23 protein-coding genes and 2 pseudogenes are annotated in these 20,027 nt (G+C 45.3%); 14 read left to right on the top strand and 11 right to left on the bottom strand.

Annotated features, from left to right (window positions below; translation table 11 throughout):
• From F6K64_RS35925 to F6K64_RS35895, 7 genes and pseudogenes are all read left to right on the top strand, one after another.
• The coding region (locus F6K64_RS35925) for a hypothetical protein (protein ID WP_287267857.1) at positions 1 to 193 on the top strand (193 nt) is incomplete at its 5' end.
• 148 nt (positions 194 to 341) lie between these two features.
• A complete protein-coding gene (locus F6K64_RS35920; protein ID WP_287251430.1) occupies positions 342 to 641 on the top strand; it encodes a DUF6312 domain-containing protein in 300 nt (99 codons plus the stop codon).
• 196 nt (positions 642 to 837) lie between these two features.
• A complete protein-coding gene (locus F6K64_RS35915) occupies positions 838 to 1,044 on the top strand; it encodes a DUF6200 domain-containing protein (RefSeq protein ID WP_008180448.1) in 207 nt (68 codons plus the stop codon).
• 1,316 nt (positions 1,045 to 2,360) lie between these two features.
• A pseudogene (locus tag F6K64_RS35910) lies at positions 2,361 to 3,365 on the top strand (ISAs1 family transposase).
• A gap of 1,041 nt (positions 3,366 to 4,406) precedes the next feature.
• Positions 4,407 to 5,555 (top strand): glycosyltransferase family 4 protein, encoded by a 1,149-nt coding sequence (locus tag F6K64_RS35905; RefSeq protein WP_044492374.1) that lies wholly within the window; start codon positions 4,407 to 4,409, stop codon positions 5,553 to 5,555.
• Positions 5,556 to 5,921: 366 nt separating this feature from the next.
• Positions 5,922 to 6,756, top strand: a pseudogene (locus tag F6K64_RS35900) (IS1 family transposase).
• Entirely contained in the window at positions 6,725 to 6,874 is a 150-nt protein-coding gene (locus tag F6K64_RS35895; RefSeq protein ID WP_154659693.1) for a hypothetical protein, read from the top strand. The pseudogene F6K64_RS35900 and the gene F6K64_RS35895 overlap by 32 nt, the downstream one beginning before the upstream one ends.
• 597 nt (positions 6,875 to 7,471) lie before the next feature.
• On the opposite strand, the gene F6K64_RS35890 is transcribed toward F6K64_RS35895, so the two are convergent.
• The 4 genes from F6K64_RS35890 to F6K64_RS35875 form a co-directional block, all read right to left on the bottom strand.
• Complete coding sequence (locus F6K64_RS35890; protein ID WP_008180434.1) at positions 7,472 to 8,701, bottom strand: DUF1501 domain-containing protein; 1,230 nt, start codon at positions 8,699 to 8,701, stop codon at positions 7,472 to 7,474.
• Positions 8,702 to 8,709: 8 nt separating this feature from the next.
• Positions 8,710 to 8,853, bottom strand: a complete 144-nt coding sequence (locus tag F6K64_RS35885) for a hypothetical protein (RefSeq protein WP_154659692.1) — start codon at positions 8,851 to 8,853, stop codon at positions 8,710 to 8,712.
• Between the two features lie 301 nt (positions 8,854 to 9,154).
• The gene (locus F6K64_RS35880) at positions 9,155 to 10,666 is read right to left on the bottom strand and encodes a DUF1800 domain-containing protein (protein WP_287254647.1); all 1,512 of its coding nucleotides are present in this window, start codon (positions 10,664 to 10,666) and stop codon (positions 9,155 to 9,157) included.
• Positions 10,667 to 10,764: 98 nt separating this feature from the next.
• On the bottom strand, positions 10,765 to 10,905 hold the full coding sequence (locus F6K64_RS35875; protein WP_154659691.1) for a hypothetical protein: 141 nt from the start codon (positions 10,903 to 10,905) through the stop codon (positions 10,765 to 10,767).
• A gap of 13 nt (positions 10,906 to 10,918) precedes the next feature.
• On the opposite strand from F6K64_RS35875, the gene F6K64_RS35870 reads away from it, so the two are divergent.
• Together F6K64_RS35870 and F6K64_RS35865 are read left to right on the top strand one after the other, a co-directional pair.
• Positions 10,919 to 11,161, top strand: coding sequence for a hypothetical protein (locus F6K64_RS35870; protein ID WP_143764194.1), 243 nt, complete (start codon positions 10,919 to 10,921; stop codon positions 11,159 to 11,161).
• Between the two features lie 89 nt (positions 11,162 to 11,250).
• Positions 11,251 to 11,514: a hypothetical protein gene (locus F6K64_RS35865; protein WP_008180428.1), complete on the top strand. Its 264-nt coding sequence runs from the start codon at positions 11,251 to 11,253 to the stop codon at positions 11,512 to 11,514.
• A gap of 47 nt (positions 11,515 to 11,561) precedes the next feature.
• Here the strand turns inward: F6K64_RS35865 and F6K64_RS35860 are convergent, their stop codons facing one another.
• The 5 genes from F6K64_RS35860 to F6K64_RS35840 form a co-directional block, all read right to left on the bottom strand.
• Positions 11,562 to 11,978 carry a ribonuclease HI family protein gene (locus F6K64_RS35860; RefSeq protein WP_008180426.1) on the bottom strand — a complete coding sequence of 139 codons (417 nt, stop codon included), beginning with the start codon at positions 11,976 to 11,978 and terminating at the stop codon, positions 11,562 to 11,564.
• Between the two features lie 113 nt (positions 11,979 to 12,091).
• The gene (locus F6K64_RS35855) at positions 12,092 to 13,162 is read right to left on the bottom strand and encodes a WD40 repeat domain-containing protein (RefSeq protein WP_287254641.1); all 1,071 of its coding nucleotides are present in this window, start codon (positions 13,160 to 13,162) and stop codon (positions 12,092 to 12,094) included.
• A 23-nt stretch (positions 13,163 to 13,185) separates the two neighbouring features.
• Entirely contained in the window at positions 13,186 to 13,641 is a 456-nt protein-coding gene (locus tag F6K64_RS35850) for a heavy metal-responsive transcriptional regulator (protein ID WP_287254643.1), read from the bottom strand.
• 73 nt (positions 13,642 to 13,714) lie between these two features.
• The gene (locus F6K64_RS35845) at positions 13,715 to 14,035 is read right to left on the bottom strand and encodes a hypothetical protein (protein ID WP_287267859.1); all 321 of its coding nucleotides are present in this window, start codon (positions 14,033 to 14,035) and stop codon (positions 13,715 to 13,717) included.
• Between the two features lie 290 nt (positions 14,036 to 14,325).
• The gene (locus F6K64_RS35840) at positions 14,326 to 14,496 is read right to left on the bottom strand and encodes a CAB/ELIP/HLIP family chlorophyll-binding protein (RefSeq protein WP_008180417.1); all 171 of its coding nucleotides are present in this window, start codon (positions 14,494 to 14,496) and stop codon (positions 14,326 to 14,328) included.
• Positions 14,497 to 14,599: 103 nt separating this feature from the next.
• Between F6K64_RS35840 and ald the strand changes: the two genes are divergently transcribed.
• From ald to F6K64_RS35815, 5 genes are all read left to right on the top strand, one after another.
• Positions 14,600 to 15,691 (top strand): alanine dehydrogenase, encoded by a 1,092-nt coding sequence (gene ald / locus F6K64_RS35835; RefSeq protein ID WP_008180414.1) that lies wholly within the window; start codon positions 14,600 to 14,602, stop codon positions 15,689 to 15,691.
• Positions 15,692 to 16,171: 480 nt separating this feature from the next.
• On the top strand, positions 16,172 to 16,783 hold the full coding sequence (gene yqeK, locus F6K64_RS35830) for a bis(5'-nucleosyl)-tetraphosphatase (symmetrical) YqeK (RefSeq protein ID WP_008180412.1): 612 nt from the start codon (positions 16,172 to 16,174) through the stop codon (positions 16,781 to 16,783).
• Positions 16,784 to 16,951: 168 nt separating this feature from the next.
• Positions 16,952 to 17,359, top strand: a complete 408-nt coding sequence (rsfS, locus tag F6K64_RS35825; RefSeq protein WP_008180411.1) for a ribosome silencing factor — start codon at positions 16,952 to 16,954, stop codon at positions 17,357 to 17,359.
• A gap of 22 nt (positions 17,360 to 17,381) precedes the next feature.
• Positions 17,382 to 17,891 (top strand): CGLD27 family protein, encoded by a 510-nt coding sequence (locus F6K64_RS35820; protein WP_044494779.1) that lies wholly within the window; start codon positions 17,382 to 17,384, stop codon positions 17,889 to 17,891.
• Positions 17,892 to 17,936: 45 nt separating this feature from the next.
• Positions 17,937 to 18,890: an asparaginase gene (locus tag F6K64_RS35815; RefSeq protein ID WP_008188195.1), complete on the top strand. Its 954-nt coding sequence runs from the start codon at positions 17,937 to 17,939 to the stop codon at positions 18,888 to 18,890.
• Between the two features lie 173 nt (positions 18,891 to 19,063).
• Here the strand turns inward: F6K64_RS35815 and F6K64_RS35810 are convergent, their stop codons facing one another.
• Together F6K64_RS35810 and F6K64_RS35805 are read right to left on the bottom strand one after the other, a co-directional pair.
• Positions 19,064 to 19,378, bottom strand: a complete 315-nt coding sequence (locus F6K64_RS35810; RefSeq protein WP_287251049.1) for a hypothetical protein — start codon at positions 19,376 to 19,378, stop codon at positions 19,064 to 19,066.
• A 346-nt stretch (positions 19,379 to 19,724) separates the two neighbouring features.
• Positions 19,725 to 20,027 (bottom strand): hypothetical protein (locus tag F6K64_RS35805; protein WP_287267856.1); only part of this gene is annotated, 303 nt, incomplete at its 5' end.

Below are 20,027 nucleotides of genomic sequence, written 5' to 3'. Positions count from 1 at the left end.
CCGTGGCGAATTTAATTCGCCACGGTCAAGCGCACCTAAAATATACATTCTGTTTTGGGCTGACTTTGGACGTAGTTATAAGGGTTTGAGCTTGCCATTAAGCGATGCAGCTTCGGAACAGGGGGTTTCCCCCACTCGCGCTTTGCATCAAGACAATGACTTGAGGGTTAATTTCCGACTGTATCTTCCATGAGCCCATTGGCATCAAAGCCTTATAGAGTAAGCTTTTTGGGGCTCATGTCACCACCTCAGCTACTCACGTCAGTTTAATTATTGACCGGTGAGGTTTTATGCTATAAGATTAGTGGTAGTACTTAAATCAATCTAGGAACTTAAGAGTTATGGCTGATAATGAAATTAAGAGCGCTGTCATTTTACGCAGTGAAGATTCTTTTGGAGGAACACCTGAGCTCTTGTCTGGATCTACAAGTAAGAAGAGCAAGAAAAAGAAGAAGAAGAAGCAGGCAGCAGCTTTAAAGCCTCTTGAGAAGGCTATGTTTAAACAAGCAAAGCGTCTCGACGAGGCGACAACGCTCTATAAGGAGCGCCATGAGAAGTCCAATCGTAAGAAGAAAAATGGTTGGATTAAGGATTTCGGAAAGAACTATTCCAAGAGTATGTCTAAGTTGATGAAATTTTAGTTTGGTTTCTGGTCTATCGTTAACTTCGATGTAATGCGTCAATGTAATCGCTATTATATTGAATCCAAAAAGGATTTGAGTTCTTCAAAAGTTTTTGGAATGTTCATTACATCACTTTGAAGTTTTTTACAAGGGCGGAGCTGGGCACGATCTAACTTTTGATAAAGCTTGCTAAAATTTAGTTAGGAGAACTTCCATGAGTACACTTCAGAAAGAAAACACCATTATCCTAGAAATGGGATCGGCAAAGAAGGATGATATTAAGGATTTGCAATATGGTGAGGGTAAGCTTTTTAAGAGGATTGCTAAAGTCATTGGAGAATTGAAAGAGAGTGGTGAGGTTGCAGAAAATGCTCAACCAGTAATTGTTGTGGTGAAGAAGAAAAGCGAGAAAGATTGGTAAGTTTCTAATCGATCTGAGGAGCAATACGAATTTCTGTCATGGGCTTCGTAGATTTGTTTTTCAGGGGTAAACTGAGTTGCTAACTCAAGTCCGCTTGACTTTAACCCAAGATTGAGTTCCTCCTTTGGCAAAGCTATTGTTATTGATTACTTCAATGAATCTGCATCGGGGGCTTTATGCCCCATCGAACCAGGTTAATTGAAGATAAATAGGAACCTCTAATTATTGTACTGGTCATGTTCAAGTAGACCCGTGAACTACCCCAACTTACTTAAACGAAGTAAGTTGGGGTTTCTAGCTTGGCCGTAGGCCACGCTACGGGAACACGGAAGAATGCCGAAGGTGCGCTTTCCGTTCTCCGTAGGAGACGCGGGGCGCGTTCGGCGAATTAAATTCGCCACGGGTCGCACCTCAACTTAGACGGACGTCCAAGTTTTGGTCTTACTCCTTCTCCACGCTTAGTTGACCTCTCCCGTCCCAGAGGACTCACAGGGGTAGGTTTTTTACATTAGGGTAAAACATGGGGCGACCCAGAGGGAGAGGAAAAGGAAAACAACTTAGGTGCGCTTGACCTTGGCGAATTAAATTCGCCACGGGTCGCACCTGAAGAAGCGATGCAGCGCTGTCTTGGGGGTTTCCCCCACTCGCTATTGCATCAAGACAATGATGATTTTTAACGACAAATTAAGTATATTTTCTTATCCCCCACACCCCACACCCCACACCCCACACCCCACAGCTCACGTCTTTGTTAAAAACCTACCCTTATGAGACACCCCACACCCCACGCCCCACACCCCACACCTGAGGTCTTTGTAAAAAACCTACCCTTATGAGGTGGGGGTCTCCCCCACTCGCTATTGCCGTGGTTTCCCCGGAGACGAAACCTTAGAGAGTGGAGCCTTTAATGTCGGCAGGTTATGCAAAAAAGGGTTAAATATTTTTTAATAAGGCTCCACTCTCTTACGGTAACTTCAAACCACGGGAGCATCCCATTTTGGAAACAATATTACCCAAAGCAACGATATTTCAAGGGTTTCAGCCCCCTAAAAAGAGCTAACGTGCCAAATTGGGATGCTCCCCAAACCACTCGCTATTGCATCAAGACATTGACTGGCATACAATCTTGTCAGTGTCGTAAATCTCGAATCCAAATAAATCCAGGGTAATCCCAGCTATTTTGTATAAATTGTACTTGACAAAATAGACGTTGGCGCAGAGGTTTGCTTTGGCTCAATTCAGACTAGACAATTTCTCCAGAATCAAGGAAATTGGATAGAGATTAAATCAGTCTGTTCACATTCTCAACGGCCCTGATGTCTATTGATTTTAGTACTCCCACCCCATCCCCCCTTTCAACTCAGATGAAACAGCTCAAACATAGCGTGATTAATCAGTTTGAGGCATTGGATGACCCGAGAGTCAAACGGGAACCCAAGCATAAACTTGTAGATCTTGTGACCATCGCCATCTTGGCGGTGCTGTCTGGGGCAGATAATATGGTAGCAATTACCTATGGCAAAGCGAAACAGCAATGGTTAGAGACGTTTTTGGAATTGCCCCATGGTATTCCATCTCACGATACCTTTTCGAGAGTCTTGGCATTGATTGACCCAACTCAGTTGCATGAATGCTTCAATAGTTGGGTGGAGCAGATTACCAACCAGCTAGAGATTAAGCTGATCAATATTGATGGTAAAACGGCTCGGGGTTCCTACGATCGGGAAAAGCAACTCAAAGCCTTACATACGGTGAGTGACTGGGCGAGTGAACATCATCTGGTGTTAGCTCAACAACGGGTGGAGAGCAAATCAAATGAGATCACAGCCATTCCCGTGGTGCTGAACCTACTGGATATTCAAGGTGCAATTATTACCCTAGATGCCATGGGTACCCAGCGCAATATTGCCGCCCAAATCCTTACGGTCGGTGGAGACTATATCCTGGCACTCAAAGGGAATCAAGATTAACTCCACTTGGGAGTGGAGGCTTTCTTTAAGGCGGCACAGACAACCCAGTGGGAGGGCATTGAGTTTAGCTATGACGAGTCTACAGAAGCTGGCCATCATCCCATTGAACATCGGCAAGTCTGGGTAGTGCCCATCACTCAAGTACCCGATTTGCCCCATCGGTCGAAATGGAAGGGCAAGACCTGTGTAGTGATGGTGAAACGATTTGGTCAACTCTGGAACAAAACAACTACAGAGGTCTGTTTTTACATCACTAGCGATAGAGTTGATGCCACCATTTTGGCAAGGGCAATCCGCTCCCATTGGGGGATTGAACATAGCCGACCTTGGGTGGAACGATGTCACATTTAGGGAAGACCACAGCCGTCTTCGTACCGGACATGGACAGGATTATATGGGGCTTTTGCGACGCAAGTCGCTCAATTTACTCAAACGAGAACCGTCAAAGCAAAGTCTTGCCATGAAACGCGCTTCGTGCGGCTATGGACAATGACAATGCTGCTCAAAGTGTTGCTCGGCAACTATGCTAGTTAGAGACCGCTCGACCAGTGCTGGGAGAATTGAACCATAGAGCCAGAGGAAACTACTACGAAGCACGTCCTTACCCTGCCAATAATCATACCTATTGTGCCAACTCTTTATGACGCTTTCATGAGCCGAAGAAGGGATTAAGGTATGATTTAAAACTGTCCTAGGTTTTTGATACCCAGTTGACAAATTTAAATGCGATTACCCTGCAAATAAATCCTATTGCTTGTGCTATTTTGGTGTGGAATTTCCTGAAAATACTAGCTTACTTGAATCAATGTACAGTTGATAAAATTAAGAACCAAAGTTTATCTTCATATTTAACTAAAGAACTTAAAAAACCTTCTTTAGTTATGAATTGATTCTGCTCAGAATCTAATCGATATCTGGTGTCTTTAGGTAAGTCGTGATCTAAAATCATTGGGGGCACAATAACATTGAGAATCAAGGCAATAAAATCCATATTTAGCGTGTAAAAAAATCAAACACACTGTATTATGGATTAGTAAGCATTGATTGATCTCAAGGTTTGGATGTTCGACAAAACCCAAAATCAGGTTGCAGATTGCGTCCCGCTATCAGCAGTCACCACGGGAGCATCCCAATTTGGCACGTTAGCTCTTTTTAGGGGGCTGAAACCCTTGAAATATCGTTGCTTTGGGTAATATTGTTTCCAAAATGGGATGCTCCCGTCACCACTAAGTTTGGTGAAGAAGTCGTTGTGTCCAACGTCTAACCAAGCTACCACTCTAAGCGAACTGAAAACCAGGTTTGCAATACCCCTAAATTAAGGACAGCAAATAGCTGAGTAATCATGTCGTCAGAGAAAAGTAATCAAATTTGAGAAGTTATGAGGTCAAAGTAGTGAGGATCCTCTTAATCTGCACTGAGAAGCTTCCTGTTCCATGTATTCGAGGAGGTGCAATCCAGACTTATATTGACGGAATACTACCTTATCTAAGCAAGTTTCATGACGTTAGTGTTTTTTCTGTCACTGATTCAGATTTGCCCAATCAACATGTGCTGAATGGAGTCAGCTACCAGCGCTTCCCGACAGGTGATATTGAGGCTTACTACCAAGCAGCTGCTAAATTTGCAGCTGAGGAAAGGTTCGATTTAGTCATTCTTTACAATCGCCCTAAATACTTACCCTCTATTGCTGCTGCTAGCCCTAGTAGTCAGTTTATCCTGAGCATGCACAATGAAATGTTTCATGAGGACAAGATTAAACCTGAGGTTGCTAAGAGTTGTCTAGAGAAGGTTAGAGGAGTCATAACAGTCAGCAAATTTATTGCTGATGGAATTGCCGATCTCTTCCCTGAATACCGACATAAACTTCACCCCGTACATGCAGGCGTTGACTTAGAGAAGTTTCAGTCCCGATGGTCACCGGAAGGATCTAGACGTCGCCAAAAATTGCTAAGTTCTCACAGATTGACCGATCGCAAAATCGTTGTCTATGTAGGTCGATTAAGTATTAAGAAAGGACCCCATATCCTGATTTCTGCCCTACCCCAAATTCTAGAACAACACCCATCAACATTTCTTCTTATGGTGGGTAGCAAATGGTACGGCCATAACGAGGAAAATAAATATGTTCGTCAACTGAAAGAACAAGGAAAAACCTATGAAGAATCAATTTACTTTACTGGCTTTATTCCACCTGCAAAAGTCCAGAAGTACTTCCTCATGGGTGACATCTTTGTTTGTGCATCTCAATGGCAAGAACCTTTAGCACGAGTTCATTATGAAGCAATGGCAACAGGTCTTTGTATAGTTACCACAATGCGAGGAGGAAACCCAGAAGTAGTCATCCCAGATATGAACGGTCTCTTGATCAGTGACTATGAGAATCCCGATGCCTTTGCAGGAGCAATTAACTATTTACTGTCCAATAGAGAGTTAGCTGAACAAATGGGTCGATACGGACGCCATCTGGGTGAAAAGTATTATGGTTGGGAGCGGGTTGCTTCAGACATTTTCCGGATTATTTCAGACTGCTGCCTATCCTAATCTTGGATAAGACACAAGATCAGGGGAGAAGGATCGTCTAGTAAGAGCTGATTTGTAAACAAAACCTTAACAAGCCAGTCGGCGAGTCATTAAACGAATCAGCTCCCCGTAAATCATCCCTTCACGCAATGGTTGTGTACAATTCATAATATGCAGCTCAAACGCCGAAATCGATTCAGCAAGCCTTATGTCCGTTCGAGGATCCATCGTTTTGGTAATGTTTCAAATTCCTTTGATGTTCGCTCAATCACCGACCCCCGCACTTGCTCTCCACAAACTTGTTGCACCCCATGAGCAAAATTCGGTAGTGCCTATGCGGAAGTGTGGGAGTGGTAAGATGAATCTTGTCCAAAAATAGTCCTATGAATGATGGAATGCCATCTATGGGGTCATCATAAGACCCATAAACAGGTCAAAACTAGTAAGGGAAGCCAACGGTACTACTGTCGAGTGTGCCAACAAACGTTCACTTCTACTTTTGATACTCTTTACTATCGCCGAAAAATTGAACCCGAAACAATTCACACGGTTCTACAGGCTCATGCAGAGGGAAGTAGTTTGAGAGGAGTCAGTCGGACGACTAATCTCGCCTACAATACGGTAGGAACGCCTGCTGCGAGCAGCTACGGTGATTGGACAAATGATTCATAATGCCCGTGTACAGAAGATTGAAACCTCACAAATCAGCGGTGATGAATTTTGGTCATTTGTCCAAAAAAACAATTTCGCTGTCAGTCCAATGAATTGAAAGAAGGAGACTGTTGGATTGGAATGACTCAAGCATCATCAAGGGGCTTAATTCTGGCAGCTAGAGTAGGTAAACATACTGACCAATTCATCGAAGAATTAATAGTGAATACAGAAGGAAAAACCGATTGTCAACAATGGCGTACTGATGATTGGGGTGGATATAGCGCGAGTTTTACCTCCACAAGTAAGACACATCATCGGTAAAGAGCAGACCCAACAACTAGAGCGAACTAACGGGATTGTCCGACAGCAGACGGGTCTCGGGCATCGGCGACAGAATAAATTTGCCAAGGTCTGGGAGCAGACCTTGGCAACAGTAAGGTTGGTAGTCAGCTATTTCAATTGGATTTGGGTTCATAGTCGCTTTGGCAATACGGCGGCACAAAGGTCTGGGTTAGCGATCGCCCCTTGGAGTTGGAATGACTTGCGCGGCATACCCACACTTTGCTGATGCACTACCGGACGACCATAGTCGTGACTCACAAAGCCTCGGGCGACCAGGGAACCCCCTCAGAGCACACTATTGCTTGGGTGAGCGATCGCATTCTAGATTAGCGATCGCATTCTAGATTAGCGATCGCATTCTAGATTAGCGATCGCATTCTAGATTAGCGATCGCATTCTAGATTAGCGATCGCATTCTGGATTAGCGATCGCATTCTGGATTAGCGATCGCATTCTGGATTAGCGATCGCATTCTGGATTAGCGATCGCATTCTGGATTAGCGATCGCATTCTTGGGAAACCCCAGTTAGTCTAAACTCCAGTTAAAAAGCGATTGACCTTTGGTCACGCTATAGGCATTGCCGACGCTGCTTGAGGTGCGAACGCACTCTTTGTCGAGGCTTCACTAAAAAGCGTACGAAGTCTTTGTCGAGGTTTTATAGCAAGGGAAGTATAGTTTAGGACATAGTCTTTTGGTTGAAAGGGAGCAGGGACTGAGGCCGTAGGCCACGCGGGGCGCGTTCGGAGCAGGGAGCAGAAGATGTCTTAAGCTTTACTTCGACTGCTATAACTAAAAAGCGATTGACCTTTGGTCACGCTTCGCGATCGCACTGTTTGTCGAGGCATCAACTAAAACGCGATTGACCTTAGGTCACGCTATAGGCATTGCCGACGCTGCTTGAGGTGCGATCGCACTCCCCTCCCCCGACACTTCTGTTTCCCTACAGAAGCCCCAGATTCTGATTAGACCTAAAACCAGGAAAGATTTGGGCTAAATTCGAGTCTCCAATCTCCATATGTTCCCTGAGCACAGGCATCAGCACGTCACGAAAATCCGTAGTTACTGCTAAGTCCCGTTTTTCATACAACTGGGATTCAGCCAAACCGGGCCACTCTCCATAGACCTTACCACCGCGAACTCCTCCACCCAAGACCCAGATCACATTCCCGTGTCCATGGTCAGTACCCTTGTTACCATTCTCTGCCAGGGTACGGCCAAATTCTGACATCACCACAATCACAGTATCGGCATAAATCGGTTCTAAGGCTTTGACTAGAGTAGCCAACCCAAGTCCGAGAGGCTTAAGTTTTCGAGCCAGCTGTCCTTGACTACGGCCCTGGTTAACATGGGTATCCCAGCCACCTAAGGCCAAAAATGCCAGTTGGGTCTTAGCATCCCCCACCATCAGCTTGGCTAATTTGCGGCTATCACCAACAAATTTAGAGGAAGGTCGTGCTCCCCGGTTAGCTGCCATCATTTCTTCCTTTAGCTCAGCCAGCAGTATCTTCCGTGCTTCACTTCCTTCCTGATAAGCTAGATTAATCGCATCATTACCACGATAGAGCTGATCAAAAGCAGCATCAATTTGGGGACGGTCTACAGGCAGCTTGTGATTATAATTTCTCCCCATCGGTAAATTAGCCACTGGCATCTGACCGGATAGAATCCGTGGCGTTGTTGTGCCCATATTCACCGCTTGAGTTGGTATTTCCTTGGGAATTGTCCCTAATAGTCGATTCATCCAGCCATCATCTGTACTCTTAATCCCTGGGGTGCCACTTTCCATGTAATCCTGAGCATCGAAATGGGAGCGAGTGGAGTCTGGTGAACCACTGGCGTGAACAAAGGCTAAACTTTTCTGTTTCCAAAGAGGCATCAGATCAGCTAGAGCTGGATGTAAGCCAAAGTAACCATCTAAATCCAAGACTCCCCCTTTTTCCCCGGTGCGAGGAATCGCAATTCTCGGTCGCGCTTGGTAGTAATCAGCGTCTTGGTATGGCACAACTACATTCAGTCCATCTATGCCACCCCGCAGGAAAATAACAATCAGTCGCTTACGGTGATTAGCATTTGCTGTATTTGCTAATCCTCTGGCTACCCAACTCCCCATAGAGATCATTCCCCCAGCAGTTAGGAAGCTAGCTTGTTTTAATAATTTGCGTCTTTTCATTGTTGGTTTTATCTAGCGGTTTTCAATGAGGTGAGGTAGATTTTTTTAGGGAATCGGGAATCGGGAATCGGGAATCGGGAATCGGTAATAAAGAAGAGGGAACAGCGGATCTGGGAACAGCGGATCTGGGAAGAGTTAGGAAAGAGATTCAAGGAATTTTTGGTATTATAATAAATCAGGATTTGGTTTCATGAGCTATTTTTAAATTCTCTAAATAGCTTATATAAAAATTGCAAATTTCAACTTAAACATTGATTTAAAAATTTTCAATAACAAGTCATAATTAATCAGTTTTTTTTAAAAAAAGATAGCGTTTATCAGACTTATTCAGACTTATGAGGTGCAGTCAATTTTCTTACCCCTACTCCCTACTCCCTACTCCCTACTCCCTACTCCCTATTCCCTATTCCCTATTCCCTGTTCCCTATTCCCTATTCCCTGTTCCCTAAGATACTACCGATACATCATTTCTGGACTGCCTAAAATCAAGGCGGCTCGTAGCTTAGCGGGACTACTGTCGATGACTTCTTTGGTTTGGTCAGAAAAGTGATTGGCTAGGGTTTTCCTGAGTTGGACAGCATCTACAGGTTTACGCTTTTCTTTAGGTTGACGCTGCTCGAAATTACCATTGGCTAATGCAGTGGCAAAGCTGACCCGGCGAATCATCCCATCTGGACTGAGCCAAGCCTTCTCAGTGTTTTTGTAACCATTGGGAGTTGGGCAGCCGTAGATGGGCATTCCTAGCTGACGGATAATACCAGAGAGGGTTTTCCATTTGGGCTTTTTACTGCCTGTAGCTCGCACTGCTGAGATGATGTAGTGATAGGGGGATTTAAATTTACTGTTGTAATACTGAGTGTCCCAAAATTCAGGGCTTTGAAATAGGGTTTCTAGAACCTTACGAATATCCCCATCGGTCTTCAAAAAGCGTTGGGCGAGAGTGTCTACTAGCTTTGCTGGTGGCTGATCAGCTACAAAGTACTGGGCTAATTTATAGCTAATGTAATGGGCGGTGGAGGGATGACGAGCCAGAAGGTCTAGGGCTTGCTCTCCTTCTAGGCTGCCACTACCTGGAATCGGTGTACCCAGCAAAACCTTATCACTGTAATCATGGCGCTTAGTTTGGAAATAAAATCCCCTACTGTCACCGTGTTTACCCTCACGGTCAGTAGTCCAGCCAGTCAAGATCCGCGCTAAGGTAATTACATCCTCTTGGGTGTAGCCACCATCTACTCCTAGGGTGTGGAGTTCCATCAGTTCCCGAGCATAGTTTTCATTAAGCCCTTTGTATCGACCACGAGCTCCTGGACTTCCTGGTGCAGTGTTTTGGTGATTGTCTAAATAGAAAAGCATGGCGGGATGGTGAGCTGTAGCACCTAACAAATCCCGAAAACGACCAAGGGCATGGGGTCTAATGGCATCTTGTTCAAAGGAACTAACCCAGATCCGATTCAATCCCTTGCTATCAAAAACATTGAAGTGGTTGAACCAGAAGTCTACCATTACTTCCTGAAGCTGTTGAGGGCTAGCGATCGCTCTGATTAAACGGGCTTCCAATCCCTGCTGCCTAGGTATTTGCGATTGCTTTTGAGCCTGCTTCCGTTCTTGCTGACTCAGCTGCCGTTTCTTTTTACCTTGTGGTGGTGCATAGCCTTTCCATACCTCCACTGGATTCAGTTCCAGGGTTTCTAAATTATTGAGTTGTTTCCTCAGTTGTGGCGGTTCAGGGATAGATTCTGGGGAAAGTTGGGACTTAATATAAGCATCAACCCCCATGGATTTTACCCGTTCGATGTCCCCAGGGCGAGGACCAAAACTAACGCGATTGAGGACATGTAATACTTTCGGGTCAGTAGATAAACTGGCTGCGTGCCAGGGCTTGGGTAGTGCCCATAGGAGGATGACTGCCAAGATTAGCCCTAAGAGCCAGTAGACAGGCTTAAGGTTCAATTTTCCCAGATACATTGGTTTTAGGGAGTAGGGAGTAGGGAGTAGGGGGAAAAGTTTTGTTAGTAGTGGTTTCTGGCACGGGGAGGGGGGAGTAGAAAAAAATCCTGTGTACCTCACTCGTGATGGAAATTGCGGTTGATTAGTTCCTCAACACTGAGGGATCTGGCCACTGGATGATAAGCCACAATTGCCGTTGGCAGTGCCTTTGGTAGACTGGTCTGAATGCAACTGCTGACCTTCATCCTTTTTTTCATACTAATGCGACTAATGCGATCGCGAAGCGTGACCAAAGGTCAATCGCGTTTGGCCGTAGGCCACGCTACGCGAACGCGCAGCGTCGGCAATGCCTATAGCGTGACCAAAGGTCAATCCCATGGTACAGCAGCAGCAAAGTCTGGCAACAATCAAGCCCATCCCATCACTAGGTGTTCAGCCGTTGCGCAGCCCGAAAATACCGGAAGTAGGGTACTTTACCTAACTCTTTTCTCGCTTCAAGCATTAGAATATTAAGAATTGTGTCTAAGTCTTGCTAGAGATTAGTCAAGAACGGATGCAAGACATCAGCAATTCTTAATATTCAAATCCAAAACAGAAACAAAATGGCAAAACATACCAAGGCTTTCATGTCCCGAACCGTAAAAAAGAATGAGCCTACTGGGGTCAAGTATATGACCAAAAACCAGATGGAGTACTATATGGGTGCCAAGCTTATAGAAATTGGGGTTGAGCCGAAATCAGCTATTTATCGATGGTCAGTAGAAAGCAAAGAAAACGATAACGAGGAAGTTTGGACTTACGCTGCCTACTGGGCAGATTCCAAAGAGCAACTGTTGCAAGAGGAGCAGGCATCAAAAGATAACTGAGGTAAGCATTCAGCTGACAGCTGTCAGCTGAATGCTTACGTTTACTTCTAGGACTTTTCCAAATCGATACAGTCATTAGCTAACTGGTCAGCTTCAAGGTTTTGGGTTTTGTTAATCCAGATTAATTCGTAGAAATCAAGTTTATCAAGAAGGGTTTTTGCTCGGGTATGAAAGCTAACCAAATTGTTGTTTTTAACCATATAATCCCCATGGAGCTGGTTAATTACTAGTTCGCAATCTCCATAGATTTTGGCTTGTTTTGCTCCAAGCTTTAGAGTCTTCTGTAGTCCAAGGATTAGTCCCATATACTCAGTTTGGTTTTGGGTAGTAAATCCTACGTATTGAGACACTGGATAAACCTCACCTTGATACTGAATTATAGCACCACAGGCGGACTGATTAGTTCGTCTTTTGCTGACACCATCGAAATGAATAATAGCAAGATTATTCGATTTATCTGTCATGATCTTGTTTAGCTTGTAAGGTGGGCAAAACTAGTTTAGTTATTTTGAGTATTCTAGATAATGGAAGTTTGCCCACGCTACTGTAATTGATATTGTTTTGACAAGCAAATCCCTTACTGAGTCACTGCTACCTCTGTTGTATTCGCCTGCCAAATGTTTATCGTCCGATCAAATCCCCCAGTAGCCAGTAAACGTCCATCCCGACTAAAGGCAACGGATTGTACCCAATCTTGATGTCCAGTCAACCAAGCAATCTGCTTACCAGTGTTCAAATTCCACAACCGAACCCCATCACGACTAGCACTAGCCAGAATTGTGCCATTAACTGGATTAATTGCGATCGCACGAATTTTGCCAGTATGTTTGGCCAAGGTATACTTAAGCTGCCAAGTCTTTGTATCCCAGACCCTAATCTTACCGTCATAACCACTGCTGACTAGGGTTCTACCATTAGGGGTAAAGGCTAGGGCACTAGTGATACCTTGATGAGCTCGAATCACGTAAAGCGGTTGTCCTGTGTTCAGATTCCAAATTTTAATCGTGCCATTTTTGAGTCCACTGACCAAGGTTTCGGCCTTGGGATGAAGCGCTAGGGAATAGGTTGGATGATCAAAATTTGCCAGAGTGTAAAGGGGACGTTGGTTTCTGAGGTCCCACACCCGAATACCATCCAATCCCCCAGTCACTAACACCTTACTATCTGAGGTCATAGCTAGGGAAAGCAAATTGCTTCTATGCCCTAGAAAAGTACGGGTATAGTCTCCTGTGTAGTCTTGCTGATTCCATTGCCACAAGTTGACCCCACCATCCTCCCCGACACTAGCCAGAATTGTCCCATCAGCACTAAAAGCCATGTCAGACACTGAGGTTTGGTGTACTCGCAGGCTATCAATTTCACGACCGGTTTTCAGCCACCATAATTTCAGATGGGCATCACTCCTGCTCCCCCCACTGAGTAGCACTCGCCCACTAGGACTAAATGACAGAGCATCCACAGCGGTAGAATGGGCTTGAATAGTACGCACTAATTGAGGAGTTCTCCAAGATTGAGCCTGGGATGAAGCCATTTCCGGTATAGCTGCAACCATTAGCCCCAGTCTTGATTCCCTAGCGTAGGTGGTACTGGTGACCACTGTCATGATCCCGAGCACAGTTCCCAAAATCGCCAACGGTATTTTTTTCATGGTTGTTGTTCGCGTAGCGTGGCCTATTGGCCAAGGTTAGGGCAAATCGTCTTACTTTTCACCGCGTCAGGGGGATGTTCTTGCCAACCGGAGATTATACCCAACAACTCGGACTTTAGTAGTTCCAATGCTTCTATTTGTTCAGTGATTCCCTCAATTTTGAGCAGTAGATGCTGCTTAACTGCTCCACAAGGTAACTCACCAAAGTCATGGATTTTGAGGATGTCTTGAATCTCACTAAGGCTAAGTCCTAGGGATTGGGCACGTTTTATAAAAGCCAGTCGATTCAGCACCTGCCTGGTAAACAGGCGATAGCCAGAAGGGGAGCGGGTTGTGACTGGCGTAAGCAGACCAATCTCTTCGTAATAGCGAATGGTCTTAACGGGTAACCCGCTATGACTAGCTACCTGACCAATTTTGAGCCATTCCTGTGAATTGGTCAAAAGGTCATTGGTAATTGGTAATTGGTAACTTACCACTGATAACTATGCTCTCCCCTTTGTTTCCCCTATTGCCTTAGGGATGAACAGTTTGATCTTAAAACAACTTGACCTATCGAGGTGGTTGACGTCGAGGTTGACCTCGATGTGATTGACCCTTGACAGCACTCAACATCGGTAATGGTGGACGGGAAGAACTGGGGGGAAGATAGCGCTCGACAGGCTGCTCAGCCAGTTCAGTTTGCTGACTTTGGCTTTGCCACCAACGGACTGCCACTGCTATTCCCACCATCATCAGTCCAAAACTGAATAATGACCAGCGTCCGCCTACACCACCAATGACAGCATCCACCGCTCCGATAATCACGATGAAGCCTGAGATTGGCTCTTTACGATAAGCTGACTTCAACACTCGATGCCATAAAGCATTTATCACGGCTTACTACTTACTCTATTTCACAGATTTACTTCTTTTTTAACAGAATAGGCCAGAACTGCCCAACTAGAGCAATAACTTAGTTGGGGGACTTCTATACTGTTACTGAGATATATCTGATATCTATAATTCTTCGATATCCCCAGAGCAACCGGGAAATTCAAGATCAATTTTGCTAATTTTTGAAACGATGGGAGCAGTTATGTTTGAGCTTACAGGAGTAGGCCAGTAGCTAAAGGGATTTTTTCTCTAACCGACTCTTCCACTGACCGACTCTCCGACTAGTTTTAGTGTAAGCTTAACCAGGTTAATAAGTCTTGACCAGTAAAGTATTCAATTGCCAGAGTCAAAATAAAACCAATCATGGCAGCTCTACCATTCAAGCGTTCTGCGTAATCATTAAACCCAAACTTAGGTGACTGGACTTGAGGGACTTTAGAGGGTTGGGGTTGCGTCATAGTGATAAAAGTTGCCAAGCTATAGTAGAGTTACTTAACTTCACTAATTTTAACATTTAGATCACATATAGATACAGCACCAGTAATCCCAAGAGGTAAAAGCATGGAAATAGGTGTTCCCAAAGAAACGAAAGATCAAGAGTTTCGTGTGGGATTAACCCCCAGTAGTGTCAGGGTTTTACAAGAAGCGGGTCATACAGTTTTCGTTGAAACTAATGCTGGCACTGGTGCTGGCTTTACCGATGAGGACTATCAGCGTCAGGGAGCCAAAATTGTCTTAGAGGCTGCTGAGGCTTGGAATCGGGAACTCGTAGTCAAAGTCAAAGAACCCTTAGAGCCAGAGTATCCCTTGCTTCAAAAAGGACAGCTGTTGTTTACTTATCTACACTTAGCCGCTGACCGCCCTTTAACCGAGAAGTTGCTGCAATCGGGGGTGATTGCGATCGCATATGAAACCGTAGAACTCCCAGACCACACCCTACCGCTGCTAACCCCGATGAGCATCATTGCTGGTCGTCTTTCCGTGCAATTTGGAGCCAGATTTCTGGAGCGTCAGCAGGGGGGAAGAGGGGTGCTGTTGGGGGGTATTCCCGGAGTCAGACCAGGTAAGGTGGTAATTCTTGGTGGCGGAGTTGTCGGTACAGAAGCCGCCAAAATAGCTGTGGGGATGGGAGCGAGAGTACAGATTTTTGATATTAATGTTCAACGGTTGAGTTATTTAGAAACCATCTTTGGCTCAAGAGTGGAACTCCTCTACAGCAATTCAGCAGAAATTGAGGCAGCTGTTACTGATGCTGACCTCCTGATTGGGGCAGTGTTAGTCCCTGGTCGTCGCGCCCCCATTTTAGTGCCGCGCTCTCTGGTCAAACAAATGGTTAATGGCTCAGTGATTGTAGATGTTGCTGTGGATCAGGGAGGCTGTATTGAAACATTACAACCCACATCCCATACCAATCCCATTTATATCGAGGAGAGTGTGGTTCACTATGGGGTGCCTAATATGCCTGGAGCTGTTCCCTGCACATCAACTGTGGCTCTAAACAATAGTACTTTCCCCTACGTACTCAGTCTGGCCAATCAGGGGTTGAGCACTCTGGAAAATAATCCCGCTTTAGCCAAGGGCGTTAATGTCCAGAATCACCAGTTGGTTCATCCAGCAGTGCGAGAAGTCTTTCCCGATTTAGCTGATAGCTAAGGTTTTTTTGCTATAGCAATCCTAAATGATTACTATAGCAATTTTCAATTACGTAAGCTACAAATTTTTGAGGTGCGCTTGACCTTGGCGAATTTAATTCTTAATGGTAAGAGCGCACCTAAGCTTTTAGGGAACAGGGAACAGATAACAGATAACAGGGAACAGATAACAGGAAACAGGGAAAAAATCCTGTGTACCTCATTAAGTTAAAAACCCCTATATAGCAATACCTTTAGGAATTGTGAGAATTTTTGTTGTCAAGTTCCCGACTCCCGACTCCCGACTCCCGACTCCCGATTCCCGACTCCCGATTCCCGACTCCCGATTCCCTACTCCCTTTCCTTTAACATTTTATTGCTAAAGTCTTGAGAAAATGTTTTAATAGACGTATGGGTTAGTATCCTCTAGCTAAAGAAAAACTGTTAAATTTTTCTTAAACACTAATTAGCCAGTGTTACTTATTAGGAGTTTTTTAAGGTGATGCGTGATCAGGTGTTGACCTGGTTAGCAGATAATGTACCGTCTTCTCGGCTACAGCATATATTGCGGGTTGAACAGATGTCTGTTGAACTCGCTGAGCTTCATCATCTCAATGCTCAGCAGGCAGCTCAAGCAGGGTTGTTGCACGACCTAGCCAAATGCTTTAAGCCTGAGCGCTTGTTGCAAATGGCTAGAGATAACGGCATAGAAGTCGATCCAGTCTGTGAAGCCGCGCCTCATTTATTGCATGCAGATGTCAGTGCTATTGTTGCCCAAGAGCAATTTGGAGTCAAAGATGAAGCAGTATTGCAAGCGATCGCTCTCCATACCTTAGGGCGTGAGGGTATGACCCCCCTCAGTTGTGTTGTGTTTATTGCTGATACTATTGAGCCAGGTCGTGGTGAGACACCGGATTTACAAGCCTTACGAAATCTCTCTAAGCAAGACCTATACAAAACTGTTTGGTTAGCCTGTGACTACTCTTTAAAATTCCTGCTAGAGAGTCCTCGTCCCATTCACCAACGTATGATATTGACTCGCAACTGGGCTCAACAGATGTCCAGGAAGACAACAGCTAAAAGAGACGGTAAGAAAGATTGTGTAAATACCTAAAGTCCCATGTGCCTAGCTTTAAGGAACGTTTCGTCAACAGCAGTGTGAGTGTCAAATGAAGAAGCAACGAAAAGAAATGAAAAGAATTGTACAGCAAGTGATTAAGCACAAGAAAACTTAATTACTATTAGAACAGATTGTTTTGTAAAGCGAGGAATTAAACGCTTAATGAGAGATCAAAATAATAAGCCCTCCACCTTAGTAACCCCTGATACCGAAAACCAGGATGCTAGCTATGGGTTAGCATTAACCGTTGCTCAAGCAGCAGATGACCGCAAGGGTGCAGATCTGGTGATTCTGTCGGTCTCAGAGGTATCTTACATCACAGATTACTTTGTAATTGTGACCGGGTTTTCTAGGGTACAGGTCAGGGCAATCTCTCAGTGGATTGAACAGCAAGTAGAAGAGGCATGGAACCGTTTACCTGTGCGAACAGCAGGAAAAGCAGAGGGAATCTGGATACTTCAAGATTACGGTGACGTGATTGTCCATATCTTGCTGCCTGAAGAACGCAAGTTCTATAATCTCGAAGCATTCTGGGGCCACGCGGAACAGATTGAGTTTCAGGCATCCTAATTGCAGCACTCACAAAAAAATAATCATGAAATCTCCCGTTTATGTATGTCCTGTTCCAGAAGAGCAGCAACCCATAAATGAATACCAAGAACTAAGGGACTCTTGGTTTTTTAACTGGGTAAGGCTGGAACTACCAAATTATGTGATGAAGCTGGCTTGGGTTTGGGGGTTGAGCTGGCTGATTTCAGGGCCGATAGCAGCAGTGAGTTTTCCACCGCAAAAAGCGATAATCAAGTTTCTGCTCTGTGGCGGGGCAGGAGCAAGTATATTCTTGATTTTAGCCTTGCTGCGGCTATACCTGGGTTGGTTCTATGTACGCGATCGCTTGATCAGAGAAACCATTGTCTACGAGGAGTCAGGCTGGTATGACGGTCAAACCTGGACAAAAACCCCAGAAATTTTGGCTCGCGATCGCTTAATTGTTTCTTATGAACTCCAACCAATTTTGCGACGTTTATACTGGACGTTCGGATTTTTGATTATAGTCGTGATTGGTGGCAATATCATTTGGCGTGTGTTATCAGCCACCTAGCTCGATTGCTCCAACTAAGCTATAGGGTAGCTTTAAGTCTAATCCATGACCAGGGGAAAACGTACTCAAACACGAGCCTTAGAAGTCCGTTTACTACGGGAAGGCATTATCGAATCAGTTCATTCAGCTCAAGCGGTTGTGTGTGATGACCGGGGACGGATGTTATATGTTGCGGGTAACCCAGAAACCTCGACATTTATTCGCTCTGCACTCAAACCTTTCCAAGCCTTAGCGGTCACTACCACAGGTACCCTTGAGCGTTACAATCTCACGGACCGAGACTTGGCTATTATGTGTAGTTCCCATCACGGCACGATGGAGCAGGTCAGGCAAGTCTTTAATATTCTTTGGCGCTGTGATGTTGACCCATCAGCACTACAGTGTCCCATTCCCCCAGGCCAGGAAAGTTCACTCCAGCATTGCTGTTCCGGTAAACATGCTGGAATGTTGGCTGTTTGTCAACAAAGGCAGTGGCTAATCAAGAGCTATTTGGAGTATAATCATCCCGTGCAAATGTTAATCTTAAGCCAAGTAGCGGAGCTGCTACAGATGCCGGAGCAAGAGTTAATTCTCGCTCACGACGACTGTAACGCTCCGACTTATTTTTTACAGCTACGGCAAATGGCATTATTGTACGCTCTGCTCTCTTCTGGTAATAATCTGGCCATGGAGCGTATTGTCCGCGCCATGATCAGTCATCCCCAGATGGTGTCCGGGGATGGGGGATTTGATACAGAACTGATGCGATTATCCGAAGGGGAACTGGTCAGTAAATCGGGAGCACAAGGGGTTCAGTGTATCGGTCGCGTTGGGGAGAATATGGGTCTAGCCATTAAAGTCCTCGATGGTGGCAAATCTGCTAAGTATGCTGCAGCCATTGCCCTACTTAAGCAAATGGCTTGGATTACTCCTTCGGTAGCAGATACCTTGGAGTCGATGTTTATTAATCTCAGTAAATACAAGCGTTTAGAAGTGGTTGGTGAGTTATCTATGCCTTAAGGGGTGAGCTGATCACTCCCGACTCCCTCCATATAAGCATTCAGCGGTCAGCGGTCAGCGGTCAGCGGTCAGCGGTCAGCATTCAGCGGTCAGCGGTCAGCGGTCAGCGGTCAGCGGTCAGCGGTCAGCGGTCAGGTTTAGGCTCGCGCTGATAGCTGATAGCTGATAGCACCTCAAGTAGCGTGGCCAACGGCCTTTAGCTGATAGCTGATGACTGATAGCTGATAACTGATAGCTGATAGCTGATAGCTGATGACTGATAGCTGATGACTGATAGCTGATGACTGATAGCTGATAGCTGATAGCTGATAGCTGATGACTGATAGCTGATAGCTGATAGCTGATAGCTGATAGCTGATAGCTGATAGCTGATAGCTGATGACTGATAGCTGATAGCTGATAGCTGATGACTGATAGCTGATAGCTGATAGCTGATAGCTGATAGCTGATAGCTGATAGCTGATAGAATTAATTTGAGAAATTTCCAATTTCCCCTTGCCACTTTTGGAAATTAGGTGTTATAGTAAAAAAGACGACGCGGGATAGAGCAGCCTGGTAGCTCGTCGGGCTCAACAATCAAGTTAGCTAGACGCTTAATAGCTTGCTTGAGCATGGGCGGCACGAAGATAAATCTCCGTGTGTTTACCTGTCAAATTCGGGGAAGCCTGTAGCGAGGTAATCCCGAGCCAAGCTCCCAAAAGGAGAAGGTGTAGAGACTGGTTAGGCAGGCACCCTAACGTTTAAGGCGAGGGTGAAGGGACAGTCCAGACCACAAACTGGAAGATCCAGGCAACGAAAGTTGTAGTTGGTACGCATAACCCGAAGGTCGGTGGTTCAAATCCGCCTCCCGCCACCAAATAGAATATCATGAAGCCCTGCAAGGTTATGTCTTTGTGGGGTTTTGTGATTTTGGGGAGTGGGGAATCGGGAGTGGGGAATCGGGAATCGGGAATCGGGAAAAGAATGAATAGCAGTAGAGTGGGCAGGATGCCCGCCGGACAATCTATTGTAACGGGCAAGATGCCCATTCCACCAAGATGCCCATTCCACCAAGATGCCCATTCCACCAAGATGCCCATTCCACCAAGATGCCCATTCCACCAAGATGCCCATTCCACCAAGATGCCCATTCCACCA

Source organism: Moorena sp. SIO3A2 (genome assembly GCF_010672265.1).
Lineage (GTDB): Bacteria > Cyanobacteriota > Cyanobacteriia > Cyanobacteriales > Coleofasciculaceae > Moorena > Moorena producens.
Note: the sequence above shows the minus strand (reverse complement) of the source record. Positions and strands in the feature narration are given on the sequence as shown.